Annotated in this window: 17 protein-coding genes; 14 read left to right on the forward strand and 3 right to left on the reverse strand. The window is 41.0% G+C overall.

Features of this window, described 5'->3' with window-relative positions; genetic code table 11:
• The first annotated feature begins 34 nt into the window (after positions 1-34).
• The 4 genes from obgE (at position 35) to BCAMP_RS07280 (ending at position 4748) form a co-directional block, all read left to right on the forward strand.
• Positions 35-1318: a GTPase ObgE gene (gene obgE / locus BCAMP_RS07265; protein ID WP_035314820.1), complete on the forward strand. Its 1284-nt coding sequence runs from the start codon at positions 35-37 to the stop codon at positions 1316-1318.
• Between the two features lie 64 nt (positions 1319-1382).
• Positions 1383-2240 (forward strand): prephenate dehydratase, encoded by an 858-nt coding sequence (gene pheA / locus BCAMP_RS07270; protein ID WP_035314789.1) that lies wholly within the window; start codon positions 1383-1385, stop codon positions 2238-2240.
• Positions 2241-2534: 294 nt separating this feature from the next.
• Positions 2535-3218 (forward strand): response regulator transcription factor, encoded by a 684-nt coding sequence (locus BCAMP_RS07275; RefSeq protein WP_035314790.1) that lies wholly within the window; start codon positions 2535-2537, stop codon positions 3216-3218.
• 126 nt (positions 3219-3344) lie between these two features.
• Positions 3345-4748: a HAMP domain-containing sensor histidine kinase gene (locus BCAMP_RS07280; RefSeq protein ID WP_232217941.1), complete on the forward strand. Its 1404-nt coding sequence runs from the start codon at positions 3345-3347 to the stop codon at positions 4746-4748.
• A 9-nt stretch (positions 4749-4757) separates the two neighbouring features.
• Here the strand turns inward: BCAMP_RS07280 and BCAMP_RS07285 are convergent, their stop codons facing one another.
• Complete coding sequence (locus BCAMP_RS07285; protein ID WP_232217942.1) at positions 4758-5048, reverse strand: acylphosphatase; 291 nt, start codon at positions 5046-5048, stop codon at positions 4758-4760.
• A gap of 113 nt (positions 5049-5161) precedes the next feature.
• Here BCAMP_RS07285 and BCAMP_RS07290 point away from each other — a divergent pair, with 113 nt between their 5' ends.
• The 9 genes from BCAMP_RS07290 (at position 5162) to BCAMP_RS07330 (ending at position 13060) form a co-directional block, all read left to right on the forward strand.
• Positions 5162-5449 carry a DUF1033 family protein gene (locus tag BCAMP_RS07290; RefSeq protein ID WP_035314791.1) on the forward strand — a complete coding sequence of 96 codons (288 nt, stop codon included), beginning with the start codon at positions 5162-5164 and terminating at the stop codon, positions 5447-5449.
• A 137-nt stretch (positions 5450-5586) separates the two neighbouring features.
• Positions 5587-6090, forward strand: coding sequence for an SMI1/KNR4 family protein (locus BCAMP_RS07295; RefSeq protein WP_035314793.1), 504 nt, complete (start codon positions 5587-5589; stop codon positions 6088-6090).
• Positions 6091-6320: 230 nt separating this feature from the next.
• The gene (locus BCAMP_RS07300) at positions 6321-7385 is read left to right on the forward strand and encodes a BMP family lipoprotein (protein WP_035314794.1); all 1065 of its coding nucleotides are present in this window, start codon (positions 6321-6323) and stop codon (positions 7383-7385) included.
• Positions 7386-7476: 91 nt separating this feature from the next.
• Positions 7477-9012 (forward strand): ABC transporter ATP-binding protein, encoded by a 1536-nt coding sequence (locus BCAMP_RS07305; RefSeq protein ID WP_035314795.1) that lies wholly within the window; start codon positions 7477-7479, stop codon positions 9010-9012.
• The gene (locus BCAMP_RS07310; protein ID WP_035314796.1) at positions 9005-10051 is read left to right on the forward strand and encodes an ABC transporter permease; all 1047 of its coding nucleotides are present in this window, start codon (positions 9005-9007) and stop codon (positions 10049-10051) included. Before BCAMP_RS07305 ends, BCAMP_RS07310 begins: the two co-directional genes overlap by 8 nt.
• Positions 10052-10054: 3 nt before the next feature.
• A complete protein-coding gene (locus tag BCAMP_RS07315) occupies positions 10055-11002 on the forward strand; it encodes an ABC transporter permease (protein ID WP_035314799.1) in 948 nt (315 codons plus the stop codon).
• Between the two features lie 199 nt (positions 11003-11201).
• Positions 11202-11381, forward strand: coding sequence for a hypothetical protein (locus BCAMP_RS13535; RefSeq protein WP_035314800.1), 180 nt, complete (start codon positions 11202-11204; stop codon positions 11379-11381).
• A 13-nt stretch (positions 11382-11394) separates the two neighbouring features.
• Complete coding sequence (locus BCAMP_RS07325) at positions 11395-12000, forward strand: M15 family metallopeptidase (protein ID WP_232217943.1); 606 nt, start codon at positions 11395-11397, stop codon at positions 11998-12000.
• Between the two features lie 73 nt (positions 12001-12073).
• Positions 12074-13060: a LacI family DNA-binding transcriptional regulator gene (locus BCAMP_RS07330; protein ID WP_035314801.1), complete on the forward strand. Its 987-nt coding sequence runs from the start codon at positions 12074-12076 to the stop codon at positions 13058-13060.
• A 69-nt stretch (positions 13061-13129) separates the two neighbouring features.
• Here BCAMP_RS07330 and BCAMP_RS07335 read toward each other — a convergent pair whose 3' ends face one another.
• A complete protein-coding gene (locus BCAMP_RS07335; protein WP_084038670.1) occupies positions 13130-13894 on the reverse strand; it encodes an endonuclease/exonuclease/phosphatase family protein in 765 nt (254 codons plus the stop codon).
• 51 nt (positions 13895-13945) lie between these two features.
• Entirely contained in the window at positions 13946-15592 is a 1647-nt protein-coding gene (locus BCAMP_RS07340) for a PTS transporter subunit IIBC (RefSeq protein WP_035314803.1), read from the reverse strand.
• Between the two features lie 205 nt (positions 15593-15797).
• Here BCAMP_RS07340 and BCAMP_RS07345 point away from each other — a divergent pair, with 205 nt between their 5' ends.
• A complete protein-coding gene (locus BCAMP_RS07345) occupies positions 15798-18062 on the forward strand; it encodes a glycoside hydrolase family 65 protein (RefSeq protein ID WP_035314804.1) in 2265 nt (754 codons plus the stop codon).

The raw sequence follows: 18062 nt of genomic DNA on the forward strand, positions 1-18062 counted from the left end.
GTAATGAAGTAAAGAATTGAGGAAACCGAATATGATGTTTGTAGATGGAGTTAAGATATATGTAAAAGGTGGCGATGGTGGCGATGGTATGGTTGCTTTCCGTCGTGAAAAGTTTGTAGCGAATGGTGGACCTGCCGGTGGCGATGGTGGTAAAGGTGGATCAGTCGTTTTCGAAGTTGAAGAAGGCTTAAGAACCCTTGTTGATTTTCGTTACAAGCGTCACTTTAAAGGAAACCCAGGTGAAAACGGGATGAGTAAAGGGATGCACGGACATGGTGCCCCTGATTATGTTGTACCAGTTCCACCAGGTACAATCGTTAAAGATGCCGATACTGGCGAATTAATTGCCGATTTAGTGACACACGGTCAACGTGCTGTTGTTGCTAAAGGGGGTCGTCATGGCCGTGGTAATCGTCGTTTTGCGACACCTGCCAACCCAGCACCAGAAATTAGTGAAAACGGTGAACCAGGCGAAGAACGTAACTTAGAACTTGAATTAAAAGTGCTTGCCGATGTTGGTTTAGTAGGTTTTCCAAGTGTTGGGAAATCAACATTATTATCGGTTGTTACATCAGCGCGCCCTAAGATTGCCGATTATCACTTTACAACGCTGACACCAAACCTCGGAATGGTTGATACACCCGATCATCGTAGTTTCGCAATGGCCGACTTACCTGGTTTAATTGAAGGTGCTTCATTGGGTGTTGGTTTAGGCCACCAGTTCTTGAAACACATCGAACGTACGCGTGTTATTGTGCATGTTATCGATATGGCAGGAACTGAAGGTCGCGATCCGTTCGATGACTTCAACAAAATCAACGATGAATTATCACAATACAACTTCCGCTTGTTAGAGCGTCCCCAAATTATTGTAGCCAATAAAATGGATATGCCTGGTGCAGAAGAAAACTTAGAAACATTCAAAAAACAAATTGATAGTTTGTATCCTGTCTTCCCGATTTCGGCTTTAACTAAAACAGGTTTAAACAATCTGTTATTAGAAATTGCTAACAAATTAGAAACAACAGAGTACTTCCCAATGAACAATGAACCGACTGAAGAACAAGTCGTGATGTACAAACATAAGGCTGATTCACCAGACTTTGAAATCACGCGTGGATCAGATGCTGTTTGGGTCTTAAGTGGCTCTGAAATTGAGCGTCTGTTCGCAATGACAAACTTCGATCGTGAAGTGTCAGTGACACGTTTCACACGTCAATTACGTTCGCTTGGTGTCGATCAAGCGTTGCGTGACCGTGGCGCTAAAGATGGCGATTTAGTTCGTATTATTGAATTTGAATTCGAGTTCATGGATTAAGCAAGGAAATAATCAAAGCAAAGTCATTTTTGACTTTGCTTTTTATTTAAGGAGAGTGAATTGAGTGAATATTGGCTATTTAGGACCGATTGGAACTTTTTCGTTTCAGGCAGTCCATCGTGCATTTCCCACAGAGCAGCATACCGCATTTGCAACTATTTCAGAATGCCTTGATGCAGTTGTTGCAAAACAAGTTGATGCCTGTCTCGTCCCATTTGAAAATGCGATTGAAGGAACCGTAAACGTTACATTGGATTATTTATATCAAAATGATGTGCCGCTAATTCGAGGTGAGTATATTTTGCCGATTTCACAAAACATCATGATTAATCAAGATGGTAAACATGATTGGCATCAGGCAACGAAGGTGTTGTCGCATCCGCAAGGGTTGGCGCAGTGTCATGATTATTTAACGAATCATTTTCCGTATATTGAACGGGTGGCCGTTTCGAGTACAGCTTTTGCGGCTGAGTATGTCGCACAGCATCCAGATGAAAATATATTAGCAATTGCACCGTTGTTTGCAGCGGAGCATTATCAACTGAACGTTGTATGCCCGAACGCCCAAGGCAATAGCCAAAATGAGACGCGTTTTATCGCGATGAGTGACACCGTTATTCCGAATGAAGCTGACGCAATTGAAACGAAAACAACGATTTTGTTGAAGTTGCCAGATAATGACTCGGGAACGTTACATAGTATGCTTTCAACCTTTGCTTGGCGCAATATCAATATGAGCAAAATTGAATCACGTCCAACTAAAACACGCCTCGGTCAATACTTTTTTCACATTGATTTGGATGTCGGAGCAGACAACCGCCTATTGGCCAATGCCTTAAGTGAAATTGGTTTGCTTGGTGGCAAGGTTAAAGTACTCGGTTCTTATGATGTTTATAAGATTAAAAGTGATTTTAACTGTTAGAAGCGCTCGACTTGGAAGAAAAATGAGCGCGACTATATTCCATCGCAAGCGTTTATCTGAAAGTTGAAGCCTTCTGGTTAAAAGAACTGGATAGATTAAAAGTGATTTTAACCGTTAGAAGCGCCCGACTTGGAAGAAAAATGAGAGCGACCGTATTCCGTCGCAGGTCGACAGGTAAAAGCAGTTTTCTGTTTTCACCTGTTTTTTGTTGCAAAAAACCTTTAAACTTTAAATAACGGCTAATTATCGCTATAATAACAAGACATAGGATAAATTGAAGGTGGAGGTTCGAACATGAGTAATATACTATTAATCGAAGATGAAAAAAACTTAGCACGTTTTGTTGAACTTGAATTACAACATGAAAATTATAAAGTGACAATTGCTAACGATGGACGAGAAGGCTTAGAGTTGGCGCTAACCAGCGAGTGGGATGCCATCTTACTTGATTTAATGTTACCGAGTTTAAATGGCATTGAAATTTGCCGTCGCATTCGCCAAAATGGTAAACAGACACCGATTATTATGCTAACCGCACGTGATAGTGTGATGGACCGCGTGTCAGGTCTTGACCACGGGGCCGATGATTACATCGTGAAGCCGTTTGCGATTGAAGAACTATTAGCGCGCCTTCGCTCGTTGTTGCGTCGAGTTGAACATACGGAAACGACTAAAAAACAAACGACCTTTACTTACCGTGATTTAACGGTTGAAAAAGAGAGTCGGATTGTGTTAGTGGGTGACGAAGTCATCGATTTAACGAAACGTGAATACGATTTGTTGTTAACATTAATGGGTAATATTAACATCGTCTTAACACGAGAAGTCTTACTTAATAAGGTTTGGGGCTATGAAACAGAAGTTGAAACGAATGTTGTTGATGTTTACATCCGCTATCTGCGTAATAAAATCGATCGTCCGGGTGAAGAAAGTTATATCCAAACCGTGCGCGGAACAGGTTATGTGATGCGTACATGAGAGTTCATAAAATGCTCAATGTTAAAAACAGGTCTTTAAAATATAAGTGGATGCTCGGTACAAGCGTCGCGATTTTTTTTAACGTTCTCTGTTTTTGCGGTCGCCATCTATCAAGGCGTTGCGACGATGTTATTAAATGAAGAAAAAACAAAGGTGCAAACAGCCTTGAATAATGTTGCTTTTTCACTGGTCGGAAAAAAGTGGCTCGATGTGAGTGCAACAGAGTTTCCGATTGATAATGAGAGCCTCAATGAAAATATTTATAATCGAGGCCTCATTGTCCGTATATTGAAGGCGGATGGCAGTACATGGTATCCGGCGCAATACGGTGGTGAAGAAAAATACGATATTCCACTCGAAAAAGTTGAGGCTTTAACGGTCAGTGAAAAAACGATTAAAGGCAGTCGCATGATTGTAGGTTATAAACCGATATTGCAAAATAATGCCGATATTATTGGCTATGTGCAGGTGATTAATCCGTTAACGAGCGTCAATTCATTGATGAAATACTTGTTTTGGACCTTGCTTATCTTAGATTTTATCGCCTTAATCTTTAGTGCCTTACTAGGTTATGTAATGGCGTTGCATTTACTACAGCCAATTAAAGATTTAGCACGCTCGATGATTAACAGTCGTGAAAGTGGTTTTAAGGCGCGGGTGAAAAACATTGATGCCGAGGATGAAATTAGTGAACTATTGATGATTTATAATGATATGATGCATCGGATGGAAGTTACCTATGAACAACAAAAACACTTTGTCGAAGATGCCTCGCATGAGCTGCGAACACCTGTTCAAATCATTGAAGGGCACCTGAACCTTCTCAATCGCTGGGGCAAGGATGATCCGTCCGTGTTAGAAGAATCACTCAATGCCTCGCTGTTTGAGGTGAAACGGATGAAAAAGTTAGTGCAGGAAATGCTTGATTTATCACGTGCTGAACAAGTATCAAATACAGCTGAGTTACAAATTACTAATTTAAATGAGGCTGTGGAACAAGTAAAGCGCAATTTTGAAATTTTGCATGAGGGCTTTGAAATCACGTATGAACATAATCCACATTTGGTATTACGCTCGCTCATTTTACGGAATCATCTGGAACAAATCTTAATTATCCTGTTTGACAATGCCGTAAAATATTCGAGCGAACGCAAGGAGATTAAAATCACCTTGACAGAGGTCGCTAATAAAGCAGTCATTAATGTGATTGATTATGGAGTCGGCATCGACCCAACCGAAGTTGATAAAGTGTTTAATCGTTTTTATCGTGTCGATAAAGCACGAACGCGTGAAGTGGGTGGTAACGGACTTGGATTAGCGATTGCAAAACAATTGGTCGTTAGCTATCGTGGAGAGATAACTGCAACGAGTGAAGTGGGCATCGGAACGACTGTTACCATTAGTTTACCGTTAATGGAAGAAGAAGTTATTCAAACCGCTCGAAAAAAAAACAGCAAAAAAAACAAAACCTTAAAAAGAGTTAACAAAAAGCTAACGTCCAATCACGCAAACGTGCGGAAAGGTCGTTAGCTTTTTTAATTAGATGATGGTGAAATCGGTTGTAGAAACTGAGCCGTTTTCCCAACTGATTACTAAATGAGTGACGTTTGCTGCTCGCGTCGGTCCTTTTTCTAAGCGCGCAATAAAGGTGAGTAAAGCATCTTCAGAACCTTGGGCCAGTATTAAGACACTTTCATCGGGTAAGTTTTCAACCGTTCCTGTAATATCTAGCTTTTTCGCTAAAAATAAGGTACCATAACGAAAGCCAACCCCCTGGACGGTACCGAATGCTTGAATACGACAACTGTGTCGCGATGCGATGGTAATCACTCCTTTTTTTATTAGTTTAACACGTTTTAATTGAAATATGGGAGAAGGAACCTTACTATAGAAGTAGTAGCCTTGCTCAAATAATTAACTTTGTACGAAAGGGTGTGACACCGATGCATTGGACTGTTATCGAAACAGAAAGTTTTAATGAGCCGTGGTGGTTCTTTGAAGATTGGCGAGAAGACATCATCTCAGAACGACAGTTAGCGACTGAATCGCTCGCACTTACGGCCTATCAGTCAGCGTTTGAGAGGTTAGCCACAACATACCCGTATCATCAGGTGAAAGAACAGCAGGCGGCCTTCTGGTGCGAGGAAGAAAAGAGTTTTTGTGAAGAATGCGATGATGATTTGCAAGTGTTCCACGGTTTACTCCTACTTAAAGATGGAAAGTCATCTTGATCGCTATCAGTTTAAAGGAAACCCTTTTAAAAGCAGACAAAACATATTATAATAGAGATGAATACACAATTTGTGTTATAGAGAGAGTAAGAAGTCGCTTCTTAATTATAAAATCAATTGAAAAGAGTGAGAGATAATTGCAGCCTAAATTAGGAAATGCTATAGAAAAATTTTTCGAAGCAGCAGATGATGCAGAGGTCAAGTTAACGGGTCGTAAAGCCTCAAAAGAAGAATTGAAAATGTTAGCGAAAGAACTACCCGTTAAATTGCCGAAATGGTATCGTGAGCTGATCGGGGACTATCCGATTATCAACTTGGAATTGCGTTGGAATGTTGAAACCACCAATGAAAACTACAGTGGTGAAACAGCGATTGAATTTTTTGAACCACAGTATATTATTGAAGAAACAATGGAAGAATTTCCGGGCATTGATTTAGTACACTTGAATTATATTTGTATTGGAAGTGAACCTGCAGGTACTGGCGATAACTATTATATTAAATTAGATGATGAAGACCCAACATTGTATCAGTTCCCGTTGCCAATCGGTAGTGATGATGATGAGCCGCTCATTACACGTCGTATTCAAATTGCGGAGCATATTAGTGATGTATTCCTTGAAGCGATTGAAACAATCTAAAAAAAGAATCACAAATAAACGGTGGCATTTTAAACCACTTGTTATTTGTGAGTTTTTTTAACGGTCAATAGTCAGAAAATTTAATCATTTCAAAAAAAACTAATTTTCTGTTTATTTATTAGCTTTAACATGATATATTCTATAGAGTAAACTAAACACGTAAGTTATATTGTGTAAGCAATTACAACAATCGTGTTTTTACAAAAAAGGATTAAGGGGAGGAACAACTGATGAAAAAACGCTCGTTAGCAGTTGTATTAATTATGGTTGTCGTTTTATCTTCATTTTTAGCAGCATGTGGTAATAAAGAAACGAAAAAAGCTGAGGACAAAAAAGATGACAAATTTACAGTTGCAATGGTAACTGACCAAGGTGGGGTAGATGATCGTTCATTTAACCAATCAGCTTGGGAAGGTATGAAACAGTTTGGGAAAGATAATGGCTTAGAAAAAGGTAAGTCAGGCTATGACTACTTCCAATCTGCCAATGAAGCAGATTACAAAACAAACTTAAACAGCGCTGTTCGTAGTAATTTCGACCTTGTTTTCGGTGTTGGTTTCCAATTAACAAAAGCCGTAACTGAAACAGCTAAACAACAAAAAGAGGCACATTTCGCATTGATTGATGACGTGGTAGAAGGCGTTGATAACATTGCAAGTATTCGTTTTGCGGATAACGAAGGTGCATACTTAATGGGCGTAATTGCCGGATTAACAACTAAAACAAACCATGTTGGCTTTATCGGCGGTATGGAAGGTGAAGTTGTCGGTCGTTTCGAAGCTGGTTTCACTGCTGGTGTTAAGGAATCAAACCCTAAAGCTAAAGTTGATGTGAAATATGTTGGTTCATTTGTCGCAGCTGATAAAGGACAACAAATTGCAGCAACAATGTACAATGACGATGCAGATATTATTCTTTCTGCAGCTGGTGCATCAGGTAACGGTGCTTTCACTGAAGCGCGTAACTTGAAAAAAGAAGATCCATCACGTGAAATTTGGTTCATGGGTGTTGACCGTGACCAAGCCGATCAAGGTGAAGTTAAAACAGGTGACAAAACATACAATGTTGCTTTAGCGTCACAAATCAAACGTGTGGATATCGCAGTCCAAGAAACATCTAAATTAGCTAAAGATGGTAAATTCCCTGGTGGAAAAACAACTGTTTACGGCTTAGAAGATGATGCTGTTGGGATTGCAGATTCAACAGATAACATTGACGCAAAAGTGTTAGACAAAGTAAAAGAATACAAAGAAAAAATTACAGCTGGCGATATTAAAGTGCCAGAAAAACCATAGGTAAACAAAACAAGTAATGATATGAGTAATGGCTGGTCATTTCGATGTCCAGCTTTTTTAATTAAAAAATTGAATGTAGGAGGACGCCTTTTTGGAATATGTGGTTGAGATGTTAAATATTCGCAAACAGTTTGGCGACTTTGTAGCAAATAACAACATAAATTTACAGGTTAAACCTGGTGAAATTCATGCGTTATTAGGCGAAAATGGCGCAGGTAAATCGACGTTAATGAACGTCTTATTTGGTTTGTATGAACTCGATGGCGGTGAAATTAAAGTCAAAGGTAAAACAGAACGGATCTCAAGTCCGAATAAAGCAAATGATCTTGGTATCGGAATGGTGCATCAACATTTTATGCTCATTGATAAATTTACTGTGGCCGAAAATATCATTTTAGGACATGAACCGTCACGTTTAGGTTTAATTAAGAAAAAAGAAGCAATTGCTGAAATTGTTGCTTTATCAGATAAATATGGCTTGCAAATTGATCCGTATAAGCGCATCGATCAAATTGGTGTTGGAATGCAACAACGGGTTGAAATTTTAAAAACGTTATACCGTGGCGCCGATATTTTGATTTTTGATGAACCGACCGCCGTCTTAACACCGCAAGAAATCATTGATTTAATGGCGATTATGAAGCGTCTTGTTAAAGAAGGTAAGTCAATTATTTTAATTACACATAAATTAAAAGAAATTATGACCGTTTGTGATCGCGTGACAGTTATTCGTAAAGGTGAAGGGATTGGTACCGTTAACGTCTCAGATACGTCACCTCAGAACTTAGCAAATATGATGGTCGGTCGTACGGTGTTGTTCTCAACCGCAAAAAAAGCAGCAAATCCGCAGGAAGTCGTATTAGCAATTAATGATTTGGTTGTTACCGAGGAAAAACATAAGATTGAGAAAGTATCACATTTAAGTCTCGAAGTGAAGGCCGGCGAAGTTTTAGGCATCGCAGGCATCGATGGCAATGGACAAACTGAATTGATTGAAGCGATTACTGGCTTGCGCAAGGTGAAAAAGGGCAGTATTCAATTATCGGGGGAAAAGATACACAATTTAAAACCTCGTCAAATTACGGAAAAAGGTCTAGGTCATATTCCAGAAGACCGTCATAAACACGGACTTGTGTTGGAAATGTCTCTAGCTAACAATATAGCACTCCAAACGTATTACAAAACACCATTAAGCAAGCATGGATTTCTTAATCAAAAAGAAATTGATCAGTTTGCAAATCGTCTAATTGCAGAATATGACGTGCGTACAAGCAGTGAACATGTACCAGCTGGTAAATTATCGGGTGGTAATCAACAGAAGGCTATCATTGCCCGTGAAATTACACGATCGCCTAAGTTGTTAATTGCAGCGCAACCAACGCGTGGACTCGATGTCGGTGCGATTGAATTTATTCATAAGCGCCTCATTGAGCAACGAGATTTAGGACGGGCAGTTATGCTAATGTCTTATGAACTCGAAGAAATTTTAAATGTGAGTGACCGAATTGCGGTTATTTATGAAGGAGAAATCGTCGCGGTGCTGAATGCAAACGAAACGAACGAACAAGAACTCGGCTTATATATGGCGGGACATAAAAAGATGAGCGAGGTGGGAATGCATGACTAATCGGTGGCAAGGCTTAATTATTTCAGTCTCTTCGATTGTACTTGGCTTACTCATTGGCGCAATCATCATGCTAGCATTTGGCTATGATCCAATTGCGGGGTACAGTGCGTTAGCGTACGGCGCCTTTGGTAATAGTTATTACTTAGGCGAAACCCTGCGTTTAACGACACCCTATATTTTAGTTGGTCTAGCGATTGCCGTTGCCTACAAAATGAACATGTTCAATATTGGGGCACAAGGTCAACTGTTAATGGGTTGGATTGGTGCTGTTTGGGCAGGTACGTTGTTTGATTTACCTAAGTTCATCCACTTGCCACTTGCTATTTTAATTGGTGGTCTGTGTGGTGCCTTATGGGCGTTTGTACCCGGTTTACTAAAAGCTTATCTAAAAGTTAATGAAGTTATCATCACGATTATGATGAACTACATCGCGCTTTATGTGTTTAACTGGCTGATTCATGGTGTTTTCTCAGATGGTAAAGATCAAACTGACGTGATTAAAGAGACGGCATCATTAAAATCGCCGTTTTTAGAAGATATTACCCAGTTTTCAACCTTGCATTGGGGCTTAATTATCTCGCTTGTCTTCGTTGTTATTATCTGGATCTTTATGAAGAAAACGACAACCGGTTATGAATTTGAAGCGATTGGTTACAACGAAAATGCGGCGCATTACGCTGGTATGAATGTGCGTCGTAATATTATATTAGCAATGCTTATTTCTGGCTTTTTGGCAGGGATGGCAGGCGCGATGGAAGGTCTCGGTACCTTTGGTTTTGCCTTCACGCAAGGATCAGTATCCGGCATTGGGTTTGATGGGATTGCGGTTGCCTTACTAGGAGCATTATCTCCAATTGGGATTCTCTTTTCTTCATTCCTATTTGCGGCCTTAAACATCGGTAAAACAACGATTTCAGTTGAGGCCGGTATTCCGAATGAATTGGTTAATATTGTGATTGCGCTCATTATTTTCTTTGTAGCTGCAAGCTATATCATCCAATGGGCAATGGAAAAACTGTCTAAGAAAGGAGGGCGCTAAACGATGGATACATTATCATTAATTGTTTCGTCAACTTTATTAATGGCAGCGCCGCTTATTTTTACATCGTTAGGTGGTTTGTTGTCAGAACGTGCTGGTGTCGTCAACATCGGGCTAGAAGGCTTAATGATTATGGGTGCCTTTTCAGGGATTGTTTTTAACTTAACGTTTGCTGATACATTTGGTGTATGGACAACGTTAATTGCGACTTTATTTGCGATGGTTTGTAGTGGTGTATTTGCCCTCTTTCATGCGGTTGCAACGATTACGTTTAGAGCGGACCATATTATCAGCGGTACGGCGTTGAACTTCTTGGCCCTCGGTTTAACTGTCTTTTTAACTAAAATTATTTATGGCAAAGGCCAAACAGAAACGATTTCTCAAAATGTCGATTATAGTAATATCCCATTATTAAAAGATATTCCAATTATCGGTGAAATCTTCTTTCAACGTATCTCATACTATTCATACATCGCGATTATTGTTGCGATTGTAATCTGGTTTGTTTTGAACAAAACTGTTTTTGGTCTCCGTTTACGCTCAGTTGGTGAAAACCCATTAGCGGCGGATACAATGGGGATTAAAGTCAATCGTATGCGTTATATGGCAGTCATTATGTCAGGAATGTTAGGTGGGATTGGTGGTGCAATATACGCACAGTCATTTACTAATAACTTCAATGCGACAACGATTGCTGGTCAAGGTTTTATGGCGTTAGCTGCGTTAATCTTCGGGAAGTGGAACCCACTCGGCGCCTTAGGTGCTGGTTTATTCTTTGGTTTCGCTCAGTCGCTCGCTGTTATTGGTGGTTCATTGCCATTCTTCAGCCATTGGCCAACGATTATTATGCAAATTTTACCGTATGTCCTAACGATTTTTGCGCTTGCTGGTTTAATCGGTAAGGCTGAAGGACCGAAGGCAAACGGGGTTAATTACGTCAAGCCGAAGTAATTAATGGGGTTTAACAAGCAGGATGGCAATTAGCCATCCTGTTTTTTGTCTTAAACGTTTCTGAGGTGAATTATGTTAAAAAAGGTCTTTTTTTTAGATAATTAATGGAAAAAAAGGGTGAAAGTGTTTAAAATAGATAAAGTACAACTGTACGAAATGAAAAGTAACGATTGTTGCTATTTCAAGGAGGATTTTTACGTTGAAAACAGAAAAACGTATCATTGTAGGAACAACACTGCTTTTATTAGCGTTGGGCGGTTGTTCAGCAGCTAAGACAGAGACCGCCAAACCAACAACAAATAATGTCGCAGTATCTGAGGAGAAAAGCACAACCGATTCAACCGAAAAAAAAGAAGGTCGAAGCGACAGTTGTCCTTAATACAGAAGGTGTAGTGACGATAAAAGAGCCAGAGCGTATTAATGCACTCGTGAATAAGCATAATAAGTTTCCTGATGGTTATACGCCGACCGATTTGGTCCATCCTGATGTACCGTTTGTGTTTGGTGAGCAAGTGGTTGAGCGTAGTATGTTACGGCAAGAAGCGGCAACTCATCTAGAAACGATGTTTGCTGCAGCGAAGAAACAAGCTATCCATTTATCAGGCGTTTCAGCCTTCCGTTCGTATGATACTCAGGTTAGTATATTTGATGGTTACGTGCAACAAGATGGTAAAGAAAAGGCCTTAACATATAGTGCGTTGCCAGGCACCAGTGAACATCAAAGCGGCTTGGCGATCGATATTAGCAATGCGGCGGGAGAATTTGCAGCCGAACAAGGGTTTGAAACAACGGCCGAAGGCAAGTGGCTCGCAAAAGAGTCTTATAAATATGGCTATATTTTACGTTTTCCCGAAGGCAAAGACGCGATTACCGGTTACGAATATGAATCATGGCATTTTCGCTACATCGGCCAATCGTTGGCCAAAAAAGTATTTGACAGCGGCTTAACATATGAAGAATACGCGATGAAATACCCAGATGGAATTGTTAAATATTAAGTACCACTTTGCAAGCGATTAGCGCCGCTTTATTGTATACTAGTAGTAGATTATAATGAATGGGGCTAAGACGATGGTAACAATTAAAGACGTTGCAGCGTTAGCAGGTGTTTCAACATCAACTGCTTCGCGAGCGATGCATCATAACAAAGTCATTAGTGATGAAACAAAACAGCTCGTTTTTAACGCAATGAAAGAACTCGGTTATGAACCCAACTATGCGGCCCGCAATTTAGCGAACAAAACGAGTAATACAATTGGCGTGATTTTACCGGTGGCCGGGCCGGCAATTTTTCAAAATCCTTTTTTTATGGAAATCTTACGTGGTATTAATCAAGAATGCAATGAACGCCAGTATATGGTGACGATTGCGACTGGTGATACAAATGAGGAATTGGTTGAAAATGTCGCGACGATGGTCAAACGCGGTCGGATTCAAAATTTCATCTTGCTTTATTCAAAGATGAATGATCCTGTCGTTGATTATTTACATGAGCAAAAAATCGGCTATACCGTAGTCGGGAAACCAGTTGTGTATGAAAATGAAACGCCTTATGTTGATAATGATAATATTTTAGCAGCGAAAGATGCGACGGAACATTTAATTGCGGCTGGACATGACCAAATCGCCTTTGTGTATAACAATGAAGAACAGTTATTCAATCTCGATCGTTTTACAGGCTTTCGCCGAGCATTGCGTCTGGCTGGACTTACAAATGAATATACGTTTAACGTCGCTGAGGGCTTGTTAGCCGATGGGCGAGCAAGTTTTGATGCCTGGCTAAAAGAACATCCGCAAGTGAGCGCCTTCGTCACCTCAGATGACATCATTGGTTTGATGGTTCAACAAGCGATTAACGGCAGTACGCACACGACACGACAAATCGTCAGCTTTAATAACTCGCTCTTTTCACAGATGAGTAGCCCGGCCTTTAGTTCGATTGATATTCATGCGAAACAACTGGGGATTGAGGCCGTTGTGTTAATGATGAAATACATTGAGTCAAAGGATGCGCTCGTATCGAAAATCATTGTGCCACATAAGTTAGTTGTGCGCTGAATATGCGATTTGCAAGCAATAAAAAAACCAGTTACAGCGATTGTGTTAATCGTTGTAACTGGTTTTTTATTAGTTTTTTATGCGAACATAGACCCCATAATGATCAGAGATAACAGGTTCGTTGCGTCCGTTAAAGACGCTACGCGCTTCGTAGACGTCAACTTTTTGATTGCAAAAGATAAAGTCAATCCGCTTGTCGTTAGCCTGGTTCTCACGCCAACCATCAATTGCGCCACTAACTGTCACACCGTCATCTTTATGAGTCGCGAGGTTGTACGTATCATACCAGCCGTCAGCTAAAATACGCGCATAGCCTTGCTTTGGAAGGTGGGCTGGATTATTAAAGTCGCCGAGTAAAAACTGCCGACCAGCCAGCGTAGCCAATGCGGATGTCAGTTTCTGCCATTGATAGCTGAATTCGGAACCGTCACTTTGCCACCAACCACTATGAATGCTGAAGAACCAATCGTTGTTGGCAAGCTGGACACCAACCGCCTGGCGTGTATGGTAATCATCATAAGCGCTCGTTTCTGAGAAGTGTATCGTTTTGGTAGCAATCGGTGCTGTTTTGGTTAGCATTGCAACACCTTCGTCGTAACGATCGTAACCGATATGGCAAGGGAGCCAGCTGAAATAATAATTGAGTTCGCGTTCTGCCAAGGCAGCAATAAGCTCGACCGCGAAGTTATCAGCCCGTAGTTGCGTTCTTGTCACAGCTAGGTAACGGTCGTTAGATTTTAATGGTGCGGCGGTCATCGTTTGGTTAACCTCTTGTAAGGCAATCACATCAATTGCTTCGGCTGCAATGAAGTCTGCTAAGGTAGCAACTTGAATCGAGCGTACTCGCCCATTAAACTATGACTATTTAAGGTTAAACAGTTCATCTTATAAACCTAACGTATCGTTAATATCGGATTTTAAAACATCTGCTTTTGGTCCGTATATCGCTTGGATACCAGTGTCTTTTTTCACTAAACCTAAGGCGCCAAGCATTTTCCATTCAGCTTCATCACCGACAATGTTGGCGTCTTTTACACTGACGCGCAGACGAGTCATACAGGCATCGACGTCAATAATGTTATCGGCGCCACCGAGACAAGCGATGATGCCTTGCACTTGCTTATCAGCTGTTGCAATTTTACTAGCTGATGTCTCAGCTGAATCATCACTAGGAATATCATCGATGTAGTTGCCTAAACGACCTGGTGTCGCAAATTTAAAACGGCCGATTAAGAAGTAGGCCACGAAGTAAGCGATGGCGAAGAAGACAATACATGAGATGATGTAATTAATAATATCAAGTCCTAAGCCGGCTTTGAGTGAAAGTGGTAAACGTGTTAATAACTCAAGGTTACCAAAGGAATGTAACCGCAGTGAAATGATATCTGCTAAACCGAAGCTTAAGCCTTGGATGAAGGCATACACTACATACAGTAATGGTGCGCAGAACATGAACATAAATTCAAGTGGCTCCGTAACCCCAGTTAAAAAGACAGCAATTGCAGCAGAGAAGAACACTGATTTGTATTTCTTGCGTTTGTCGCTATCAACACGACGATACATTGCTAATGCAATCCCCATTAATGTTCCTGTCGCACCAATCATTTGTCCGACTTTAAAACGGGCGGGAGTGATAGTATCAACTAAATTGTTATATGACGCCATATCACCAATGCTTTTGAACTGAGATAAATCACTTGCCCAAGCGAGCCATAAAGGATCTTGCCCGAATACTTGTTGCCCGGCATTGGCGCCTGACATAATGGTATAGGTACCGCCCAATGACGTGTAGTTAATCGGAATCGTTAACATGTGGTGTAAACCAAAGGGTAGCAACAGACGTTCGAGTGTTCCGTAAATAAATGGTGCGATAAAGGGTGCCGAGGCAGATGACATCGCAATCCAAATCCCAAACTTGTTAATGCCTGTTTGGATGAATGGCCAAACAATTGCCATAATTAAGGCAATAATAATTGACCAGAAGATAACCATGAACGGTACGAAGCGTTTGCCGTTGAAAAAAGCAAGGGCATCTGGCAGTTTGCGGTAGTTGTAATACTTATTGTATAAGTTACCACCGAGGAAGCCGGCAATGATACCGACGAATACACCCATGTTTAAGGCGGGTGCACCTAGAATAGAAGTAAAGTAACCGTTCACTAAAATCTTAGTGCCGAATAAGGTCGTCGTTGTTGCTCCGTCCGTTGTTAACATGTCGGAAGAAACACCGAAGATTGCGCCTGTGATCGTATTAATAAGAATAAAGGCGATTAGCGCGGCAAAGGCACCGCCGGCTTTTTCTTTGGCCCAAGAGCCACCAATCGCAATTGCGAATAAAATGGCTAAGTTGGTAATGATGCCCCAACCGATTTGTTCGGTGACAGCGCCAACACGAGTGAAAAAGGTAATGTCGAACATGGCGAAGATTTTACCGAGGCTGATCATTAAACCAGCTGCTGGCATAACGGCGACAACAACCAGTAAGGTTTTGCCGAACTTTTGCCAAAACTCAAAAGATAGTAATTGTTTCATTGAAATTCCTCCTTAGTAACGCTTATGCAAACGTTTGCTTAAAGTATAATTGTTATCGCTTACAAATGTCAAGCGGATTTTAAAAGATGTTTTTAGATTAAAGGAGGGTAAGTAAACAATTGACAGTGCAAACGTTTGCGTAGTATTATGGAATCATAGAAATGAAAACGGTTTATTTCGGACCGTAACCATAGGAGGAATTAAAATGACAGAGACACAAACAATTATTGATAGTTGGAAGGTAACAACAACGACCTTAAATAAAGCAGAGAAACGTCTGCAAGAGAGTTTAACGAGTATCGGTAATGGTTATATGGGCATGCGTGGCATGTTCGAAGAGACCTATTCAGGTGACAAACACGAAGGTATCTACTTAGCTGGTGTATGGTACCCAGATAAAACACGCGTTGGTTGGTGGAAGAATGGTTACCCCGATTATTTTGGTAAAGTCATTAATACGGTTAACTTTTTAAAAATGCAGTTTTTCATTGATGGTGAGGAAGTCGACTTATACGTTGATGAGGTAAGCGACTATGAACAAGCATTAGATATGTACAATGGTGTTCTGACCCGTTCATTTGTTGTTCATAAAGGCGAAAAACGCGTTAAGATTACGGTTGAGCGGTTTGTGAGCATTGCGACAAAAGAATTATGCGAGGTTCAAGTCAGCTTTGAAAATAAGGGTGCACCTGCTAGTGTTAAAGTCGTTTCTGCGATTGATGCGGATGTCAGCAATGAAGATGCCAACTATGATGATAAGTTTTGGGAAGTGGTTGAAAAAGAAGCGACGAGTGAGTCCTGCTTATTGATTGGCCGTACGATAGCGAACGATTTTAATATTCCACGTTTTACTGTGGGATTTAAAATGACTCATAGCCAAACCGGATTTGAGGCATTAACACCAGCCGTTAAAGCCGCGGCTGTTGCAGTTGCGTATGAAGCAAACTTAGCTGAAGCCGCGGTTGCAACGATTGGCAAACGAGTGCTCGTTGTAACATCACGTGATTTTGAAACCGTCACAGCGATTAAGACTGAAATTGAACGGTTAGTGACTGCGTTAGCACCACAGTCATATGACGATACAAAAGCGGCACATGAACGCTTATGGCATCAACGCTGGGAACTGGCTGACGTTGTTATCGGAGGCGATGCATCAGCACAACAGGGCATTCGTTTTAATATCTTCCAATTATTCGCGACTTATTACGGCGAAGATTCACGCCTCAACATCGGGCCAAAAGGTTTTACGGGCGAAAAATATGGTGGTGCCACTTACTGGGATACCGAAGCGTTTGCAATTCCGTTTTACTTGGCATTAGCAGCGCCTGAGGTAACTGAAAACCTCCTTGCTTACCGTCACCAACAATTGCCACAGGCACAACATAATGCTCGTCAACAAGGGCTTGCGGGTGCACTTTATCCGATGGTAACTTTTACGGGTGTGGAATGTCATAACGAATGGGAAATTACCTTTGAAGAAATTCATCGTAACGGCTCGATGGTGTACGCTATTTATAACCATGCGAACTATACTGGCGATGAAACGTACTTACTCGACAAAGGTATTGATGTGATTGTTGAAGTCGCGCGCTTCTGGGCCGACCGCGTGCATTACTCAAAACGAAATGATACGTATATGATTCACGGTGTCACAGGTCCGAATGAATACGAAAACAACGTCAACAATAACTGGTACACCAATTTCATGGCACAATGGACCTTGAACTACGCGATTGAAACGTTACCGAAACTGAGTCAAGCAAAGCGAGCAGCCTTGAACATATCGGTGGCTGAATTAAAACAGTGGGGCGACATTGCAGCTAAAATGTATTTGCCAACAGATGAAACAGAAGGGATCTTTTTACAACATGATACGTTCTTAGATAAGGATTTGACACCGGTAGCTGAGCTTGATCCAACGGCGTTACCGCTAAATCAAAACTGGTCATGGGACCGCATTTTACGTTCGCCTTATATTAAACAAGCCGATGTTTTGCAAGGTATCTACTACTTCCCTGAACGATTCACGCGCGCCCAAAAACAACAAAACTTTGATTTCTATGAGCCGTTAACCGTACATGAGTCAAGTTTATCGCCAAGTGTGCATGCAATTTTAGCAGCGGAAATCCGCTATGAGGATAAGGCGGTTGAAATGTATGAACGCACCGCTCGCCTTGATCTAGATAACTACAACAACGATACAGAAGATGGCTTACACATCACTTCGATGACAGGGAGTTGGTTAGCGATTGTCCAAGGGTTTGCGGGCATGCGTGTCAGCAATGATGAACTGTCATTTAAGGCCTTTCTTCCGCAAAAATGGGATAATTATAGCTTCCATATTAACTTCCGTGGCCGTCTGTTACTTATTAGTGTCGATGAGACTGGTACAAAGGTGACGCTCATTTCAGGTGAGTCAATTACAATTAAAGTGGACGAACAAACTGTCGCTTTAACAAAGGAGGCGTAA

Source organism: Brochothrix campestris FSL F6-1037 (assembly GCF_000525915.1).
Classification (GTDB): Bacteria; Bacillota; Bacilli; order Lactobacillales; family Listeriaceae; genus Brochothrix; species Brochothrix campestris.